16 protein-coding genes are annotated in these 16,920 nt (G+C 60.5%); 6 read left to right on the plus strand and 10 right to left on the minus strand.

Translation table 11 applies throughout. From position 1 onward, the window contains the following. Positions 1–170 precede the first annotated feature (170 nt). Together ACYASU_RS16765 and ACYASU_RS16770 are read left to right on the plus strand one after the other, a co-directional pair. Positions 171–545, plus strand: coding sequence for a tetratricopeptide repeat protein (locus ACYASU_RS16765; protein ID WP_463583423.1), 375 nt, complete (start codon positions 171–173; stop codon positions 543–545). Positions 546–858: 313 nt separating this feature from the next. Next, the gene (locus tag ACYASU_RS16770; protein WP_463583424.1) at positions 859–1,218 is read left to right on the plus strand and encodes a PilZ domain-containing protein; all 360 of its coding nucleotides are present in this window, start codon (positions 859–861) and stop codon (positions 1,216–1,218) included. 11 nt (positions 1,219–1,229) lie between these two features. Here ACYASU_RS16770 and ACYASU_RS16775 read toward each other — a convergent pair whose 3' ends face one another. Together ACYASU_RS16775 and ACYASU_RS16780 are read right to left on the minus strand one after the other, a co-directional pair. Further along, on the minus strand, positions 1,230–2,585 hold the full coding sequence (locus ACYASU_RS16775; protein ID WP_463583425.1) for a DUF58 domain-containing protein: 1,356 nt from the start codon (positions 2,583–2,585) through the stop codon (positions 1,230–1,232). Next, positions 2,582–3,592 carry an AAA family ATPase gene (locus ACYASU_RS16780; protein WP_463583426.1) on the minus strand — a complete coding sequence of 337 codons (1,011 nt, stop codon included), beginning with the start codon at positions 3,590–3,592 and terminating at the stop codon, positions 2,582–2,584. Before ACYASU_RS16780 ends, ACYASU_RS16775 begins: the two co-directional genes overlap by 4 nt. A 368-nt stretch (positions 3,593–3,960) precedes the next feature. Between ACYASU_RS16780 and ACYASU_RS16785 the strand changes: the two genes are divergently transcribed. Further along, positions 3,961–5,616 (plus strand): diguanylate cyclase domain-containing protein, encoded by a 1,656-nt coding sequence (locus tag ACYASU_RS16785; protein ID WP_463583427.1) that lies wholly within the window; start codon positions 3,961–3,963, stop codon positions 5,614–5,616. 73 nt (positions 5,617–5,689) lie between these two features. Here the strand turns inward: ACYASU_RS16785 and ACYASU_RS16790 are convergent, their stop codons facing one another. The 4 genes from ACYASU_RS16790 to ACYASU_RS16805 are packed head-to-tail and all read right to left on the minus strand — an operon-like array spanning position 5,690 to position 10,254. After that, positions 5,690–6,910 carry a DUF4350 domain-containing protein gene (locus tag ACYASU_RS16790; RefSeq protein WP_463583428.1) on the minus strand — a complete coding sequence of 407 codons (1,221 nt, stop codon included), beginning with the start codon at positions 6,908–6,910 and terminating at the stop codon, positions 5,690–5,692. Beyond that, the gene (locus ACYASU_RS16795; protein ID WP_463583429.1) at positions 6,907–8,553 is read right to left on the minus strand and encodes a DUF4129 domain-containing protein; all 1,647 of its coding nucleotides are present in this window, start codon (positions 8,551–8,553) and stop codon (positions 6,907–6,909) included. The genes ACYASU_RS16790 and ACYASU_RS16795 overlap by 4 nt, the downstream gene beginning before the upstream one ends. Next, positions 8,540–9,520 carry a stage II sporulation protein M gene (locus ACYASU_RS16800; RefSeq protein WP_282366014.1) on the minus strand — a complete coding sequence of 327 codons (981 nt, stop codon included), beginning with the start codon at positions 9,518–9,520 and terminating at the stop codon, positions 8,540–8,542. Before ACYASU_RS16800 ends, ACYASU_RS16795 begins: the two co-directional genes overlap by 14 nt. Beyond that, positions 9,517–10,254 carry an RDD family protein gene (locus ACYASU_RS16805; RefSeq protein WP_463583430.1) on the minus strand — a complete coding sequence of 246 codons (738 nt, stop codon included), beginning with the start codon at positions 10,252–10,254 and terminating at the stop codon, positions 9,517–9,519. Before ACYASU_RS16805 ends, ACYASU_RS16800 begins: the two co-directional genes overlap by 4 nt. A gap of 234 nt (positions 10,255–10,488) precedes the next feature. Between ACYASU_RS16805 and sbcB the strand changes: the two genes are divergently transcribed. Continuing rightward, positions 10,489–11,919 carry an exodeoxyribonuclease I gene (sbcB, locus tag ACYASU_RS16810; protein ID WP_463583431.1) on the plus strand — a complete coding sequence of 477 codons (1,431 nt, stop codon included), beginning with the start codon at positions 10,489–10,491 and terminating at the stop codon, positions 11,917–11,919. 99 nt (positions 11,920–12,018) lie between these two features. On the opposite strand, the gene mvaT is transcribed toward sbcB, so the two are convergent. Then, positions 12,019–12,396, minus strand: coding sequence for a histone-like nucleoid-structuring protein MvaT (gene mvaT / locus ACYASU_RS16815; protein WP_122535995.1), 378 nt, complete (start codon positions 12,394–12,396; stop codon positions 12,019–12,021). Between the two features lie 347 nt (positions 12,397–12,743). Here mvaT and purU point away from each other — a divergent pair, with 347 nt between their 5' ends. Both purU and ACYASU_RS16825 read left to right on the plus strand, forming a co-directional pair. Continuing rightward, positions 12,744–13,595 carry a formyltetrahydrofolate deformylase gene (purU, locus tag ACYASU_RS16820; protein WP_346627085.1) on the plus strand — a complete coding sequence of 284 codons (852 nt, stop codon included), beginning with the start codon at positions 12,744–12,746 and terminating at the stop codon, positions 13,593–13,595. A gap of 126 nt (positions 13,596–13,721) precedes the next feature. After that, entirely contained in the window at positions 13,722–13,910 is a 189-nt protein-coding gene (locus ACYASU_RS16825; protein WP_282366023.1) for a hypothetical protein, read from the plus strand. On the opposite strand, the gene ACYASU_RS16830 is transcribed toward ACYASU_RS16825, so the two are convergent. The 3 genes from ACYASU_RS16830 to ACYASU_RS16840 are packed head-to-tail and all read right to left on the minus strand — an operon-like array spanning position 13,887 to position 16,763. Next, entirely contained in the window at positions 13,887–14,882 is a 996-nt protein-coding gene (locus ACYASU_RS16830; RefSeq protein WP_282366025.1) for a lysylphosphatidylglycerol synthase transmembrane domain-containing protein, read from the minus strand. The genes ACYASU_RS16825 and ACYASU_RS16830 overlap by 24 nt on opposite strands. Beyond that, positions 14,879–15,658 (minus strand): DUF2334 domain-containing protein, encoded by a 780-nt coding sequence (locus ACYASU_RS16835; RefSeq protein ID WP_463583432.1) that lies wholly within the window; start codon positions 15,656–15,658, stop codon positions 14,879–14,881. Before ACYASU_RS16835 ends, ACYASU_RS16830 begins: the two co-directional genes overlap by 4 nt. Further along, a complete protein-coding gene (locus tag ACYASU_RS16840; protein ID WP_346627087.1) occupies positions 15,651–16,763 on the minus strand; it encodes a glycosyltransferase family 4 protein in 1,113 nt (370 codons plus the stop codon). The genes ACYASU_RS16835 and ACYASU_RS16840 overlap by 8 nt, the downstream gene beginning before the upstream one ends. Positions 16,764–16,920: the final 157 nt, after the last annotated feature.

The raw sequence follows: 16,920 nt of genomic DNA on the forward strand, positions 1-16,920 counted from the left end.
CCTTAAATGAAGCGCAGCGAGAGGCTACTACTGTATTGCTCTGTAGTCATTGTTCCTTTGCACTACCTGCCCCCCGGATCGCAGGGCAATCGGCAGGTCAGCGGCCGTCAAATCGACCTTGAAGAAATCCCGGAATACGCCGATACAAGGGCTGAGCACAGGAGACTCTCATGCGAATCATGATGATATTAGTGGCGCTGCTTGCCTTGGGTGGCTGCACCCGCTGGGCAATGAACAGCCATTTGAACAACGCCAACCGCGCCTACGCACAGGGCGACTGTGACGCGGTGATGTACAACCTGTCGAAAGTCGATCGCGAGAGCCGTTCGCGTCGCTATGTCCAGCCCGAAGTGTCGATGTTGCGGGGCCAGTGCCTGGAACGCCAGAAGTTCTACATGGATGCCGTGCAGACCTACCAGTACATCATCACCCAGTTCCCGGAAAGCGAGTACGCGTTCCGCGCCAAGGCCCGTCTGGACACCCTGCACCAACTGGGGCATGACAACCTCGCGCCGCCTGCCACACCGCGTGCTGCTTCACGCTAGTTACACCCGACTGGATATACGGTCGCGTTTTCGGGTGGATATCGGGAAAACCTGAGCTAGGCTTCGATGAGTAGGGACCTAAGTGTTTTGACGAAGGCGGCAGCGCCACTGATCCGAAAGCAGGGTGATAAGCGGGGTTATCGCTGATCGGCCACTCGGATCAGTGACTTTTGCCAGTGCCGAATGAGTCAGATGTCGTCATCGGTTTTTCAACTGATGGATTCTGGCGTCACGGGTCTGGCAGTTCCGTGCAACCGAATCCCAAAGCACTAGCGCGGCCATGCTCAATGGTCATCTCAGGGCGAGTGTCCGAATGCTTAATGAAAGACGAATCGAACGTCACCAACTGCCTTACTACCTGCAAGTGTTCAACCGGTATACCGATAAGCCGTTGGGTTGCCTGGGTAACGTGTCTGAGCAAGGCCTGATGCTGATCAGCGATCTGCCCATTCTGGTGGGGGCTGATTTTCAGCTGCGCCTGAAGGTGCCCGACGGCAAGAACGGCCTGTACAACATCGATATCGACGCCAGCTGCCTGTGGTGTCATGAAGACGAGACCCCACGCGTGTTCGATTCCGGCTTCCGCCTGCAAGCGGCGCCGGCGGAATACTTTCTCCTCATTCAGGCCTTGCAGCACTACTTCAGTTTCTATCCGCTGGAGGCTTCCGCCTGAAGGCAGGTGTCCTACAAAGCCCCGGCCTTTTTCCAGCTCATGTATCGGCTGACCAACTCCGGCCCCAACTCACTGGGGCGCACATCCAGCACCGGGATGCCATGGGCGACCAAACGCTCATGCAGCCCGCTGCGTGCGTTGAGCAGATCGACCGTCCCGCAGTAGTCCACGGCCTCTTGCCAGGTCTGCACCGGCGCTTGACGCAGATCGTCGAGCACGGCCTCGCGCAGACTGGCGATCAGCACGCGATGATGTCGACTCAGCTGTTTGACCGCTTCCAGTAGCTGCTCGTCATCCTCGTCCCGCAAGTTGGTGATCAACACCACCAACGCCCGGCGTTTCTGCCGCGCGAGGATATTTCGCATTGCTGCCGAGTAATCGGCGGGGCGCTGGGTCGCGTTGACGTTGTAGAGGTGATTCAACAGCACGTTCAGCTGGCCGGCGCCTTTGACGGGGGGCAGATGCCGGTCCTGTTCGCCCGCGAAGGTTGAAAGACCGACCGCGTCGCCCTGACGCAACGCCACGTAGCTCAGCAGCAGGCAGGCGTTCAGCCCATGGTCGAAATGCGTCAGCTCCCCGTCCTGGCTGCGCATGCGTCGGCCGCAGTCGAGCATGAACAGGATTTGCTGATCGCGCTCATCCTGATATTCCCGCGCAATGGGCGCGCGATGCCGGGCCGTGGCCTTCCAGTCGATCTGACGCAGGCTGTCGCCTTCACGAAATTCGCGCAGCTGATGAAATTCCCGGCCCAGCCCCCGGCGCGGCTGTTGGCGGATGCCGATCTGCCTGAGCCAGTTCTCGACGCCCAGCAATTGCCCGTTGTGCAAACGGGCGAAATCCGGGTACACCCGGACAGCGTCATGGGTGGGCACATAACGCCGGGATGACCACAGGCGCAGCGGGCTGCGGATAACGATCTCGGTCCGTTCGAAGGTGAAATCCCCGCGACTGGCCGGACGCAGCCTATAGGTCAGCTGGGCGGTGCGCTGTGGGCGCAGCACGACGTCCTGGGGCAGATTCTCGGTGTCGTAGCGGGCATCCGGCTCCGAAGGCCCATGATCAAAAAGGGTTAAGGAAAGCGCGCGAGGTGAATCGTGTTCCAGCTCGACCCGCACCTCGCTCCAGCGTCCCATCCCCAGGCTGCCGGCCAGGTGCCGCTTGGCCCGAGGGGAGGGCAGACGCCACAGCCACGCGGCATCCAACGCAGCGACGGCAGTCATCACCCACAGCAGGGTCCAGAAAAAGCCGTCCAGCCGGGCAACCGGGCCGCGCCCCAATGCCTGCAGAATGCCGAGCAGCACCGAGACGCCGAGGAGCACGGCCAGCCACCAGAGCATGCGTGTCGAGGGCTTGAGCAGTTGCTTCATCGACGCGGCGCCGCCACCTGATCCAGCAATTGCTTGAGCACGTGATCCACCGACAAGCCTTCGATGTCCAGCTCCGGCGCAAGCCTCACTCGATGACGCAGCACCGCCAGCGCGCAGCCTTTGACGTCGTCAGGTACGACGAACTCGCCGCCGCGCAACAGCGCCCGCGCGCGGGCTCCCCGAATCAGTGCGATGGACGCCCGCGGCCCTGCGCCGAGTGTCAGGCCCGGCCACATGCGAGTGGCGCGAGCCAGCCGCACGGCGTAATCGAGGACCTGTTCATCCACCGGCAGATCGCCGGCGATGCGTTGCAGCGCCAGCACATCTTTTGCCTGCATCAAGGTGCGAAGGGGCTGGACATCGAGCATGTCGGAGCGCGTCGAACGGGTGACCTGGCGGACCATCTCCAGCTCCTGATCGGCCTGGGGATAATCCATGCGGACCTTCAGCATGAAGCGGTCGAGCTCGGCTTCGGGCAGCGGGTAAGTGCCTTCCTGCTCGATCGGGTTCTGCGTCGCCAGCACCATGAAGGGTTGCGGCACCGGCAGCGCGCGGCCTTCCAGTGTGACCTGACGTTCCTGCATCGCCTCAAGCAGCGCGGCCTGGGTCTTGGCTGGGGCGCGGTTGATCTCGTCCGCGAGCAGCAGATGGGTGAAGAGCGGCCCTTTGCGCAGTTTGAACTGCTCGCTCTGCATGTCGTACACGGCATGGCCGGTCACGTCGCTGGGCATCAGATCAGGGGTGAACTGAATGCGCGCAAACTCGCCGCCGAAACACCGGGCCAGCGCCCGCACCAGCAGCGTCTTGCCCAGACCGGGCACGCCTTCGAGCAACACATGACCGCCGCCAATCAGCGCGGTCAATGCATCATCGATGACGGCGTCCTGGCCGATGACTGCTTTTTGCAACTCATGCCGCACCGCCTGCGCCAGATGAATCGCGCGCTGGCGCTGCTGCGCCGGATGGCTGGCCGAAGCGGTGGCCGGCTCGATGTGTTTGTGGTCCACGGCTGCGGTTTCAGAGGGAGAAGGGTGATCGGCTGCGTGGCCCGGGTTCGCTGGGTGATCGCTCAGTGGTTCTCGAACCGTGTCGAATGTCGAATCTGTTTTATCTGTCATGGATCAGGTGCTTACCTAATTCAGCGTGATTTGAGAGTGTAATCGCACTTTATCAACTCGATCCGAAATACCACGCGGCATCACTCGAACGTGTCGCGGACCGGCCAACTGCACGGTGTAATGCCGACGCCCGACTGAGGGGGACGTGAGGGTGAGCCCTGCGTTAACCACTCCAGAAATCCGGCGCGCAGCCGATATCAAGGTACAACACCGCCAAGGGAAGGCGGCTCTCCCGCTTTCCGGCACGGTGTATCACGATGATTCTTGCTTCTCTTCATAGCTTGCGGGCGCAGGTCGCTATTGTCGTGGCAATGCTCGTGCTCGTCCTTAGCTGCATATTTGGCGCTGTGATCGGTGAATCCTCGATTTCCAGCCTGAAGGAGCAGACCGGGTTGCAGCTCACCGAGTCGGCTTATCTGATGGTGGATCGTCTCGACTTTGACATGAGCGCCCGTGCCAAGGAGCTTGCTGTGCTCAGCGACCTGGAAGCGCTTCGTGACCCGGCGCGCACCGGCCAGGCCCGCAAGCTGTTGAATAGCCTCAGCGACAACTTTCCCAGCTATTCCTGGATCGGACTTACCGATGCGCATGGCACGGTGGTCGCGTCTACCAACAGCGTGCTGGAGGGCGTGGACATTTCAAAACGGCCCGTCTTCGCCAATGGTGTCGACAGGGTTTTTGTCGGCGATGTACATGATGCGGTACTGCTCGCCAAGCTCCTTCCCAATCCCACCGGGGAAGCCATGAAATTTGTCGACATCAGTATGCCGGTGCGGGATGAAACCGGCCGGCTTGCCGGTGTTCTCGCCACGCACCTCTCCTGGAAGTGGGCCTATGAGGTTGGAAGAACCCTGCTGGAGCCTTTGCAGCAACGCTTGCCGAGTCTGGAGTTCCTGGTCATTGGCGAGGACGGAACGGTATTGCTCGGCCCCAAGCAACTGATTGGCAAACCCCTGGGCCTCCATCTGCCTCAAGTGGTCAGCAAAAGCGGGTCGGTTGAAACCTGGCCGGACGGTATTCAGTACCTGACCGGCGCCGCCAAAAGTGTGGGAGTTGGTGATTATCCCGGCCTGGGATGGACCGTCATTGCCAGGCAACCGGTGTCCGTTGCGTTTGCCGAAGCCCGGAAGGTACGCAGTCAAATCCTTGGCTGGGGCAGTGCCCTTTCTATCGCCTTTGCGATCATTGGCTGGTTTGCGGCAGGCATGATCACCAAGCCGGTCAACAAAATTGCCGACGCAGCTGCCCGCCTTTCTGAAGGCGCCAATTTGCGAATTCCGCTGCTCCACGGTTCGCGGGAAGTAGAGACACTGAGTGTCGCGATCCGCCACCTCGTCGACAGTTTGACGTCGAAAAGAAGCCAGTTGGCGATGGTTGAAGGCATCGCTTACCGAGATATGGTCACCGGCTTGCCCAACCGAGCGGCGCTGGAAAAGTATGTCGAAGCGGTGCGCAGCGAATGGAGGGAGGGACTCAGCTACGGCGTTCTGTGTCTGGACCTGGACGGATTCAAGCCCGTCAATGACCGTTTCGGGCATGCCACGGGTGATGCGCTGCTGCAGCAAGTCGGAATGAGGCTCTTGACCACGGTCCGTGACGGAGACATTGCCGTGCGTCATGGCGGAGACGAATTTGTGCTGCTCCTTGCCTTGCGCGCAGGTGAGTCGTCATCCAGCGTTCAGCGCGCAGCTCAGCGGGTGATTGCGAGACTCGCGGAACCGATGACGCTGTCTGGCGAGGTCATTAACGTCAGTTGCAGCGTGGGCGGGGCGATCTGGACGGGCGGCGCTTTCGCCGACGTCCTGGCGCAGGCTGACGAGGCGCTCTATCGGGCCAAGCGGGCGGGAAAAGCCCAGGCGCAGTTTTACGATATCCCCGGCGTGTCGCCTGTTTCCGATGTGCAAAACGCTTGATTGGCCTCCATCACTGTGTCGTCACGGGGCTGTTTGGGTAGGGTTTGATGTCCACCGTATTCCGCGCGAGCGCTCACAAGGCATTTCTGAGGGTTTGCAGGTACGCAACCTGACGGGTGAATTCGCTGCTGGACAAGCGCTGCTCCGGCCGCGGACGCAACGCCTGGCCGATGTTGCTGGTGGACTGGCGCGTCATGCGCGCCAGCGTTTGCCATTGTTCGGTGACGGCCAGGGTCTCGAAGCCCGGATGCCGTTGCCGGGCGCGACGCAGGATGTCTTGCTGCAAGGCGCGCAACGCGGCGTGCTGGCCTTCGCGGCGGAGCATGAAGTCGGCGCTTGCACGCAGGTGTTCGCTGAGCTGACGACGGCCGCGCGCAAAGATCGGTAACATGGGGCCATGGCGCATGCCTGCATGCCACAGCGTGGCAACGAGGCACAGCGTCAGGGCGAGCAGCGCCTGGGGGAAGTATTTCCAGAGCAGCCCGAACAGGTTGTCGTGTTCAGTACGCAGCACCATCGTGACGGTGCTGTCCTGGCTCAGATACCAGAGTAGCCAGGCATTATCGTATTCGCCGATGGCCTGCGTTTTCCACAGGTCGGCGTCGGTGACAACCGTGATTAATCCGGAGCCGTACACCATTTGCAGCAGGTGCGTGGCGTCAGCGCTGTTGGCCCATGACTGCGCATGGTCCTCGGGGTCATCCAGATGGAAGGCCGGGTCGAAGCTCATGTAGGCCGGGTCGTTTTCGTTTTGCACGAACAGCCGGGTCAGCTCGGGCCACGGCGTTTCCGGGCCTTGAATGTCCGGCGTGCTCAACGGGATGACCGGCTTGAGTTGTTCGCGCTGCCGTTCGCGGTCCTGCTCTTGCAGGTCCTGGGTGAGGAATTGGTGAATCTGCAGTTGATCCAGCAACAGGTCGCCGCTGCTTCCCTTGGTCGTGTCCCACAATTGTTCGGCAACAAAGAGAAGACGGCCGCCTGACCGGGTCCAGGCCAGCAAGCGTTTGACCTCCGACGGCGTCATCCTTTCGCGGAAATCCAGCAGCATGAGCGTTTGCGGCTGGTCGCGGATGTCAGGGAGAGTGGTGAGCGTTTCAACGGTTTTCACCTGAATGTTTCGCTGACGCAGGAACGTCTGCGCGGCGAGGTAAGGGTTGGCCAGCGCTTCAGGCGAGGGTCCCTGGTCGACGGTTTCCTGATAACGCTCGAGCCGCTTCAGCGCGGGCACGCTGGCGATGACAAGGCTCACCAGCATCAGCGCGGCGACCAGCCCGATGATCCAGCGCCGGCTCATGCGCCTGCCCCCGGCGCGAACAACTTACGCCAGCCTGAACACAGCGTGTGTCGCGCCTGATCCGGCGGCACTTGGTGACCGTAGGCGAGGTTCTGCCAGTGGCGCGTCAGTTCATAGCTGAAGTCATCAAGGGACGGCTGCTTGAGCTCGGCAATGCGTGCCAGTATTTGGCCCTCGGTGTCGGCGCTTTTCAGCGGCAGTTGGTAATCGGTCAATAGGCGGCTCAGCAATGCGCGATAAAGAAGGCTCAATGCCTCGCGCGGTGACTGTTGCCAGAGTCTTTCCGCTGCATCGGCAACGTCCGTTGGCAGGGTTTCAGCGCGGACCTGCAGGCCAAAGAGTTGGTGAGGGATGTCTCGTGGAGCCGTCGCCTTGCGGGGGCTTTTGCCGACGAAGGTGGCGAACCAGGTCCGATAGCGCCAGATCACCCACGCGACCGTGAGGCCAAGCAGCGTCCACAGCAGCGCGCCGAATACCGCCGACAGGGTCTTGCCTACGTTGAGCGCGCCGACGACCAGTCGCGCCAGCCAGTTCGGTGTCTCGGCTGACTTGGCATCATGCTTGGCATCGTGAGCGGGCTGGGCGATGCGCCATCCGGACACCGGTTTGGGATTTTTGAACGGCGGTTGTTCAAGCACGGCATGGATGGCGTTCTGCGACGCCTGGCTGGTTAGCGGCTGATTGAGCAGGCGAGGTGAATCGGGTGGTGCAACGTCTTCGTCGGTCTGCGGGTTGTCCAGCGGCGGCAGCGGGCAGCTGTTACCCGACTCGCTGGGCATTTCGTCCGCCAGTGGCTGATCTGCCGTCCACTGGTTTGGGCCGGACTCTGCCATGGCAGAAGACGGCAACAACGTCAGCGCGAGGAACCCGCCCAGTAGCAACGCCAGTGCGTTCCCTAGAACACGCTGACGCAGTTTGCGGAAGCCCAGTTCGATATCCCACGCCTCCAATGCGGTTCGGCGATTGAGGTACAGCGCAAATCCGCAGGACACATAAACCGGGCCCCATACGATCAGCACCAGGGCATAAAACCCGTTGGTCAGATGCTCCAGCCAGTTCCACTCACCCTCTATGTCGAGCAGGCTGCGCCACGACCAGTCGGCTTCGATCTGCGGCGGAATCATGGCGTAGAACAGCACCATCAGGCCGATCCAGAAGGTCATTTCAAGGGTGCTGCCCAGGGCGGTCAGCAGACGCGCCGCCCGGGAATCCTTCTGGCCAAGCACGGTAATGCGCTGCGCCCGGGACAACCCGTCGAGTCCCTCCAGTTGCTGCACCGGCTGATAGAAACTGCGGCTGAGGCTCAGACGCCGCCAGGTCAGGCTCGCGAGCAACTGCGGCTTTAGTGCCGACGGAAAGCTTTTCAGCGCCTGCCTGAGTGACGGTGGCGGGCCGAACAGCGCCTGGGACAGAATCAGCAGCGGCAGCCGTTCGTAGGCTGGCTTCAGCCACCAGAACACGAGGACTGCCACTGACGGGTAATCCCACAGCAGCAGGGTCAGCAGCGCGAAGATCGGCAAGGTGACGATGGCCCAGCTGGTCATCAGCAAGGCGCGGTGCCGTTGCGCCAGGAGAACGCCCAGGTCGAGGGCCTCCCACGGCGTGCGTGGGCGTATGACAACGCTGGCGTCAGTCAGGCGCATGGGGCGTGCGTCCGGCAAGAGTCAGGTAGGCGCCGACCAGCAACCACAAAGAAGCGCCCACCCCATATTTGGCTGCCGCGGGCGGCCAGCTCATCGACGACCAGTACGCTTCAATGAATGCCGCGATGAGGAGGAACAGCATGACCCCGCCAATCAGTCGCACGCTGATCCGTGCAGCGCGGCGCAGTGCCTCGCCTCGGCGCAGTCGGCCGGGAGCGACCAGTGCCCATCCGAGTTTCAGCCCCGCTGCACCCGCCAGCATGATGCCGGTCAGTTCGAAGGCGCTGTGTCCAACCACGAACGGCCAGAAGGTTGTGCCCATGCCCGCGTCGGTGAGATGGCCCGCGACCGCGCCAATCATCAGTCCGTTGAAAAACAGAAAAAACAGACTGCCGACGCCTAACAGCAGGCCACTGGCAAAGGTCTGGAAAGCAATGCCGACGTTGTGCATGACGTAGTAACCGAACATCAGCCAGTCAGTGCTCGACGCGCGTTCGGCCGTTTGCCCGATACGCCGTGCGGCGGGCTCGTACATGGCGTGCATTCCGGCGACATCGGCGGGGCTGACGACGCTGTAGACCAGATCCGGATAGCCGTAGACCAGCAGCGCCATGAGCGTCAGGCTGCCAAAAAACAGCAGGCCGGCGAGGGCGACCCATCGCCATTCGGCACGCACCAGACGTGGGAAGTCCGCCAGCACAAAGCTCAGCAACTGCGCACTAAACTGGCTTCGGTGGCGATACAACTGCTGGTGCCCACGCATCGCAAGCTGCTGCAGTTGCTCGACCAGATGACTGGCGTAGCCACGGTCGATTGCCAGCGCAAGCTGTTGGCAGATCTGACGGTATTCGCGGCTGAAGCCGGCACCGGACCCGCTTTTGCGGCGACTCGCTTCCAGCGCCTCAAGGCGTGTTGCAAAACGCTGCCAGTCTTCTGCATGGCGTTGTTCGAACAGGCTTTGCTTCATGACGAGCCGGCCAGGCTGCGGGCTATGCCATTCAATTGCTGGACCGGGTAGTGAGGATCTCGCGAGCTGGACAACTGCAAAGGCTGCGTGACGATGGCAGCAAGCTCTTGAGTCCTCGCCGAAGAAAGTGTGCCTTGCCGCTCGGCAAAGGCTTGTATGGCGCGCTGTTCCTCCAGCAAGAGGGGCAGCGGCGGAATCCTCGCGGTGGCTTCAGCCAGTGGCGGCCGTTGCGGGGGCACGTCCCGATAGATTACCAGCGTGCCCGCCGCCAGATCCCCAAGGCGTTTGAACAGCGGGTGCTGCAAACAGGTAAACGCGCCGACGCAATAGCCGAAGGGCAGCATGTCGACGAAGCGCAGCAGGTTGCGCAGCACTGAAGCCGACCAGCCAATCGGGGTGCCGTCATCGTGAATGACCCGCAGCCCCATGATCTGTTTGCCCGGAGTGCGCCCTTGATGCAGCACTTCGAAGAGCACCATATAGCCCCAGGTCCCGATAAACAGCGCGAGCATGAACAGCCCGGTGCCGAAGTCGCCCAGTGTTCCCAGCACGAAAAACAGCGCACCCAGCAGCGCGCCGCGAATCATCAGATCAATGGCGAAAGCAATTGACCGGGACAGCAACCCCGCAGGGCGCAGGATGAGGTCTATGCCCTCGGGCGTTTCCATGCGAACACGAGTGTCCAGCAGGGCAAGCGGTGCAGTAAATCCTGGCTCTGCATGGGAAAGGGACATAGAGGAAGGTACGCCGGTGGAAGAGGTTTGATGCTAGCCACGCCGGAGTGGCTAAGCAACAGGATGATTCTGGACAATGTGTGGGAAAGAGCCTGTTACAACTTCTGGCCTTCGACATCCGCCACTTTCGCACAAACTGTGTCGCCGCATCCCGGGCCTCGGGGTGTATTCGCTGGCGTCAGGCGCGGAGGGGCATCTGTTAAACTCGCCCGGTCTTTTGTTCAGGATCAGCCCGTGACTTCTAGCATCTTCTGGTACGACTACGAAACCACCGGGATCAATCCACGCAACGACCGGCCGCTGCAAGTGGCGGGCATTCGTACGGACGATCAGCTCAACGAGATCGGCGAGCCGATCAACCTGTATTGCCAGCCCAGCGATGACATCCTCCCCCATCCGGCGGCATGCCTGGTGACAGGCATCACGCCTGACCGGCTCGCGGAAAAAGGCTTGTGTGAAGCAGACTTCATGACCCGACTGCACGCGGAGATGTCTCTGCCCGGCACCTGCAGCGCGGGTTACAACACGTTGCGTTTTGACGATGAGATGACCCGCTACAGCCTTTATCGCAACTTTTTCGATCCCTACGCACGCGAATGGCAGGGCGGCAACAGCCGCTGGGATTTGATTGATGTGGTGCGCACGGCGTATGCGCTGCGTCCGGAGGGCATTGTCTGGCCGGAAGAAGAGGGCCGGGTCACGCTGAAACTTGAGCGGCTGACGGCGGCCAACGGGATCGATCATGGCCATGCTCACGACGCGCTCTCCGATGTCCGCGCGACCATCGCGCTGGCGCGTCTGGTCCGCGATAAGCAACCCAAACTTTACGATTATCTTTTTGGCTTGCGCTTCAAGCACAAGGTGCAGGATCAGATTCGATTGATGCAGCCACTTGTGCATATATCGGGTCGTTTCTCTGCAGCGCGAAGTTATGTGAGCGTCGTACTTCCGCTGGCCTGGCATCCGGTGAACCGAAATGCATTGATTGTCTGTGACCTGTTCCATGACCACAGCCCGTTGCTGGACGAAGACGGCGAGACCTTGCGTCAGCGTCTATATACTCGCCGCGAAGATCTGCTCGAAGGCCAGTTACCGGTTCCGCTGAAATTGCTGCATGTTAATAAATGCCCGGTCATTGCCCCGCTGAGCGTGCTTCGCGAGGAGGACCGTCAGCGTCTGCAACTGGACATGAGTGTTTATAAAACGCGCGTGGCCGCCTTGAATGAAGGGCAGACGATCTGGCAGGACAAGTTGAAAAGCGTCTATGCCAACGACAACTTCGCTGTCAGTGAGGATCCGGAACAGCAGTTGTACGACGGCTTTATCAATGATCGGGATCGTCGTCTCTGCGAGCAGGTGCGCATTGCCGAGCCCCAGCAACTGGCTACCGATGGCTGGCCGTTCGATGATCCCCGATTGCCTGAATTGTTATTCCGCTACCGCGCCCGCAACTTTGCCGAAACCCTGAGCGTTGCAGAGCAACAGCGCTGGTTGGCGTTTTGTCAGTTGCGCCTGAGCGATCCTCAGGCCGGCGCCCCCAATACGCTCAAGGCGTTCAGCCGTGCGCTGGTCGAACTCTCGCTGAAGGCCACGCCCGAGCAACTCAAAGTGCTCGCCCAGTGGCAGGAATACTCTCTGGTGTTGAAACAGCGTCTGGGACTATAAGCGCATAGGGGTAAATGGCAGGCAATAAAAAACGCCAGCATGGCTGGCGTCTTTTTGAGTCGAACATCTCTGCGCGACGGCTGACTCTAAAACCGGCAATTAGCCCAGCAGAGTTGCCCAGCCTTCAACCTCGTCGCCGCCCCACTTGGCTTTCCACTCTTTCAACGTCTTGTGGTTGCCGCCTTTGGTTTCGATGATTTCACCGTTGTGCGGGTTTTTGTATTGCTTGACCTTGCGAGCGCGTTTGGTGCCGACCGGCTTCACTGCAGCGCCACGTGGAGCCTTCATTTTGGAGTCTGGATCCAGCAGCGCGATAATGTCGCGCAGGGATTTCTGATATTCGCCCATCAACGTGCGCAGTTTGCCTTCGAACTCAAGTTCTTTCTGCAGTTTGTCGTCTTGTTGCAGATTTTGCAGGCGGGCTTGCAGTTCTTTGATGGCTTCTTCTGTTGCGCGGTATTCGTTGATCAGTGACATGGGGGATACCTATGTTGTGATGGGCATGATGCGATGGCCGCATAATAATCAGAGTGTTTGCGCAAGTAAACATTTAAGAAAAGTTTTATCCGTAGCATTTTGAAATAGCCGCAGACATACCCTCGATTTAGATACACATGTAGCGTTATAGAACGCCAATGACCTTGCTGTTTTCAGCGAAGTGTCTGGCGTCGAATTTCCGTCGCCGATGAACCGGTACGGCACTCATGCATTTATCCCCGAAGGGTGCGCTTTTTTGCCGCCTGAAATCAGCGGCATACGGGTACTGCACAGTCGTCAGGTAATCGCTAGAATGGCGGCCTTTGCGAAGTTCTGGAGTTTTTCACATGCGCACTTTTCGTCTGGTGATTGCTTGCCCGGACCGTGTCGGTATCGTTGCCAAGGTCAGTAACTTTCTGGCCTCGTACAACGGCTGGATTACCGAAGCGAGCCATCACTCTGACAATCTCAGCGGCTGGTTTTTCATGCGTCATGAAATGCGTGCCGATACCCTGCCTTTCGACCTCGAAGGTTTCCGTGCAGCTTTTGCGCCCATCGCCGAAGAGTTTTCGATGGACTGGCGCATTACCGACTCCGCGCAGAAAAAGCGCGTCGTGCTCATGGCAAGCCGGGAGTCCCATTGTCTGGCCGATCTGTTGCACCGCTGGCACAGCGACGAACTGGACTGTGAAATCGCCTGCGTGATTTCCAACCACCAGGACCTGCGCAGTATGGTCGAGTGGCACAACATTCCTTATTACCACGTGCCGGTTGATCCGAAAGACAAAGAGCCGGCGTTCGCCGAAGTCTCGCGTCTGGTCAAACACCACGAAGCCGACGTTGTTGTGCTGGCGCGTTACATGCAGATCCTGCCGCCGCAACTGTGCCGGGAATACGCGCATCAGGTCATCAACATTCACCACAGCTTCCTGCCTTCGTTTGTCGGCGCCAAGCCGTATCACCAGGCGTCGCTGCGTGGCGTGAAACTGATCGGCGCTACTTGCCACTACGTCACCGAAGAACTGGACGCCGGTCCGATCATCGAGCAGGACGTGGTGCGCGTCAGCCATCGCGACAGCATTGAAAACATGGTGCGCTTCGGTCGCGACGTGGAAAAGATGGTGCTTGCTCGCGGCCTGCGCGCACACTTGGAAGACCGCGTGCTGGTGCATGACAACAAGACAGTCGTCTTTGATTAAGCAGTGATTAAGCAGTGATTAAGCAGTGATTAAGCGGTTTGGGTGAGCCGCTTAAGTTCAGCGGCTTACTGCAACTCGATTGTTTGCGAACAGTGCAGCTTCTCCGGCACGACAGGCGGAATCACCATGACCGACCCCCTCGACAAAGCCACATCCAAAGCCCCGCCGACCCTTGGCGAGGGATGCCTGAGCCGTTACGACGTCGACGCACTGTCGCCGGAAGACGGCACGGACTTCGAGGGGGCTCAAGCGTTATGGAAAGAACTGACCTCTGCCAGACAGGAAGACGAATCAGACCGTCTTGATCCGCAGTAACTTGTTCAAAAGGGGGCGCCCGACCATCAACAGAAACACCGGACCGCCCGCGACCAGATAGAAGTAATAGGTGACGATCCGCCAGATGAGGATCGCCGCCGCTGCCGTCGACTTGCCCACCATCGGCGCCAACAAGGCCGCCGACGTCAACTCCGCCGCTCCCGCACCGCCCGGCGACAGGCTGAACTGCCCGGCGCTCAGCGACAGCATCTGCACCAGAAACGTCCACGCCCAGTCGATATTCACGCCCAACCCTTGCAGCGCCAGGTACAGCACGCTGTAACGCAGACTCCAGTGCACGCAGGTCAGCGCAAACACCTGCAGCAGAATGCGGTGGGGCATTTTCCAGGTTTCAGCCAGCGCGTCGCGAAAGTGCAGCAGCTTGCGCGCCCAGCGAATACGCGTGGTGTTCTTCCGCTTCAGGCGCTTGAGCACCCGACCGTTGAACAGAATGATGCGTCGGTGATACCGCGCGAAACCGGCACAAGCACAAAGTCCGGCGCCGATTAGCAGAGCGCTGGCAATGAGCATCCATTCAAGGTTTTCGCTGAGCTGGTGGAACACCGCGTAGATCAGGATGCCGATCAGCGCGAGGAGAAAAAACACCAGATCCATCAGTTGGTCAGTGGCAAAGGCCGCTGTGCTTTTCGCCGGACCAATACCGCTGCGCGAGAGCAGTGCGACCAGCGTCAAGGGCGCGCCGCTGCCCCCGGGCGTGGCGCAGTAGGCAAATTCCGTGGCCATCACCACAGCGAGACTTTTGCGCATGCCGATGCCGCTGGCGGCGTCGCCGAGCAACAGGCGCAGGCGCATCGTGTTCATGCACCAGCCCACCAACACCATGACGAACATGCCGATCAAGAGCGTCACCGGGAAGTTGCGCAGGCGGTGAAACATGTCTGCGCCGCCCATGAAGAACGGAATCAGCAGGGCGAGTATCAGTGCTGCTGCGAGCCAGCCAAGTCGCCTCACGCCGCAGACCTGGCGGCATTCAGGCCCTGTAACCAGGCAAATTTGCTCATCGGCGTACGGCCGTCGTTCAACAAGCGCTCAAGGGCTTGCAGCCAGTAACGACGGGAAAAGTCGTGGCGCATGTCTACGGGGTGCAGCCCCAGACGGATGGTTGCGGCGTTATGCAATTGAGCCTCACGGTGGTTGCTGACGATTTTCGATACGCCCCGGCGCCAGGCGCTGCGAGCGCTCCAGACGATCCCGGGCGCATCGATCTCGGAAAAGTCCGGCAGACGATACAAGTGTTGGGCATCACTTGTGTAGTCCAACGGCAATTTTCGCAGGGCATTGCGCGTGCCTTCGCTCATCAGCCAGGCGGGAGCGACGAATCCGTGAAGTGGCCAGTCGTTGCGCCGGAACACCTCCATGCCTGCTTCCAGCCGTTGCATCGCCTTATGTTCGTCTAGGGTGTAGAACTCGCCCTCCCAGGTGTAAATGCGCCGCATGAAAAACTCATGGGGCGTGCGCGGGGCAGGGCTGTCGTCGCAATGGTAATAACCGTGCAGCGCCAGTTCATCGCCCCGTGCGAGGCGGTCGTGCATCAACCGCTGGAAATCCGGGTTGGCGTCGATCGGATCGTGCTTGTGGAAATTCGGCACCACCAGCCAGGTGATGGGAATGTTCCCTAGCTTGTCGACCGCCTCAACGAAGGGTCGATAATCCGGCCAGGTTTGCGGGGCCACGTCGTGGAGCACCAGTAACAGGCTGCGCTGCGTGATTGCGGGAATCTCAGCCATGGGCATAGACCGGCTGACGGGCGCCGAGTACTGCCTGGTAATGGCCGAGCAAGCCGGCGACTACGGCGTCCCACGCATAATGTGCCTCGACATGACGCCGCGCCTCTTCGCCTCGGAATGGGGCGTTCTCGGCAAACAGCTGACGCACCGCTGCCGCCATGGCCGGTGGTTGATTGGGTTCGCACAGCAGGCCGCAGTGCTCGGGGACGATTTCGCGGAAGGCCCCGGCATCGACCGCCACCACCGGAATCCCGCTGGCCATGGCTTCAATCACCACCAGACCGAAGGTTTCCTGATCCCCGGCATGTACCAGCGCATCGGCACTCGCCAATAGGCGCGCGACTTCGGCAGCAGGACGAAATTTATCCACAACCGTGACGTTGGCCGGCACGCCGGTCGGCATATGGGAGCCCACCAGCAACAGGTGATAACCCGCGCCCAGCGCCTTCATGCAGTCGAGCAGAACGGTCAGGTTTTTCTCCTTCGAACCTCGGCCCGCAAAGATAAGCAGATGTGTTTCATCCGGCAGGCCCAGCTCGGCCTTGAGACCAGGATCTCGCCGGGAGGGATGGAACGTCTGCAGATCAACCCCCAACGGCTGCACATGAACATTCTTCACACCCAGGCGGATCAGCTTGTCCGCCATCGCCGCGCTCGGCGCCAGCACTCGGTCAAAGTTGCCGTAGAGCTTGCTGACGTAATTCTCGACGTTGGCCCCCAGCCAGGTGCCAATCCGGTTGCTCACCAGCAGCGGCAAGTCGGAGTGGTAAAAGCCAATCACTGGCACGTCCAGTTGGCGTCGGGCATCCAGTGCAGCCCAGGCGGTCAGGTAAGGATCGCCGACTTCAATAAGGTCTGGCCGCAGACTTCGCAGGGCCTCTCGCCAGGGACCGACGCGCAGTGGAAAGCGATAGCCGTTGCCAAACGGTACGGGCGGTGCCGGAACCCGGTACACGCCGTCTTCATGACTGCTTTGCGGGCCCGGGATCAGCAGGCTGTGTCGCACGCCCGGGTAAAGCGCGAGGCGGCGGTGTTTGGCATCCAGGTACGTGCGCACGCCGCCGCTTGCAGGGGCGTAGAACATGGTCATGTCAGCAATGTGCATGGGATGCCTTCGTCCATTGATTCAGTCCTTCTGGGGTTGACCATCCACAGATACAGATGTTCGGTTGCAGATCGTCGCACCCACGCCCATGAACTAGCGTTACGCCGCTTGCGCCAGAGTCTTGCGCTAGAGTAGCGAGGTGGCCTGAGGGAGGCTC

Source organism: Pseudomonas sp. HP_12 (assembly GCF_055283955.1).

What these genes read in the sequence shown, in the direction of transcription:
- ACYASU_RS16765 (WP_463583423.1), top strand. Translation starts at nt 171, where the DNA reads ATGCGAATCATGATGATATTAGTGGCGCTGCTTGCCTTGGGTGGCTGC.
- ACYASU_RS16770 (WP_463583424.1), top strand. Translation starts at nt 859, where the DNA reads ATGCTTAATGAAAGACGAATCGAACGTCACCAACTGCCTTACTACCTG.
- ACYASU_RS16775 (WP_463583425.1), bottom strand. Translation starts at nt 2,585, where the DNA reads ATGAAGCAACTGCTCAAGCCCTCGACACGCATGCTCTGGTGGCTGGCC.
- ACYASU_RS16785 (WP_463583427.1), top strand. Translation starts at nt 3,961, where the DNA reads ATGATTCTTGCTTCTCTTCATAGCTTGCGGGCGCAGGTCGCTATTGTC.
- ACYASU_RS16790 (WP_463583428.1), bottom strand. Translation starts at nt 6,910, where the DNA reads ATGAGCCGGCGCTGGATCATCGGGCTGGTCGCCGCGCTGATGCTGGTG.
- ACYASU_RS16795 (WP_463583429.1), bottom strand. Translation starts at nt 8,553, where the DNA reads ATGCGCCTGACTGACGCCAGCGTTGTCATACGCCCACGCACGCCGTGG.
- ACYASU_RS16800 (WP_282366014.1), bottom strand. Translation starts at nt 9,520, where the DNA reads ATGAAGCAAAGCCTGTTCGAACAACGCCATGCAGAAGACTGGCAGCGT.
- ACYASU_RS16805 (WP_463583430.1), bottom strand. Translation starts at nt 10,254, where the DNA reads ATGTCCCTTTCCCATGCAGAGCCAGGATTTACTGCACCGCTTGCCCTG.
- mvaT (WP_122535995.1), bottom strand. Translation starts at nt 12,396, where the DNA reads ATGTCACTGATCAACGAATACCGCGCAACAGAAGAAGCCATCAAAGAA.
- purU (WP_346627085.1), top strand. Translation starts at nt 12,744, where the DNA reads ATGCGCACTTTTCGTCTGGTGATTGCTTGCCCGGACCGTGTCGGTATC.
- ACYASU_RS16825 (WP_282366023.1), top strand. Translation starts at nt 13,722, where the DNA reads ATGACCGACCCCCTCGACAAAGCCACATCCAAAGCCCCGCCGACCCTT.
- ACYASU_RS16835 (WP_463583432.1), bottom strand. Translation starts at nt 15,658, where the DNA reads ATGGCTGAGATTCCCGCAATCACGCAGCGCAGCCTGTTACTGGTGCTC.
- ACYASU_RS16840 (WP_346627087.1), bottom strand. Translation starts at nt 16,763, where the DNA reads ATGCACATTGCTGACATGACCATGTTCTACGCCCCTGCAAGCGGCGGC.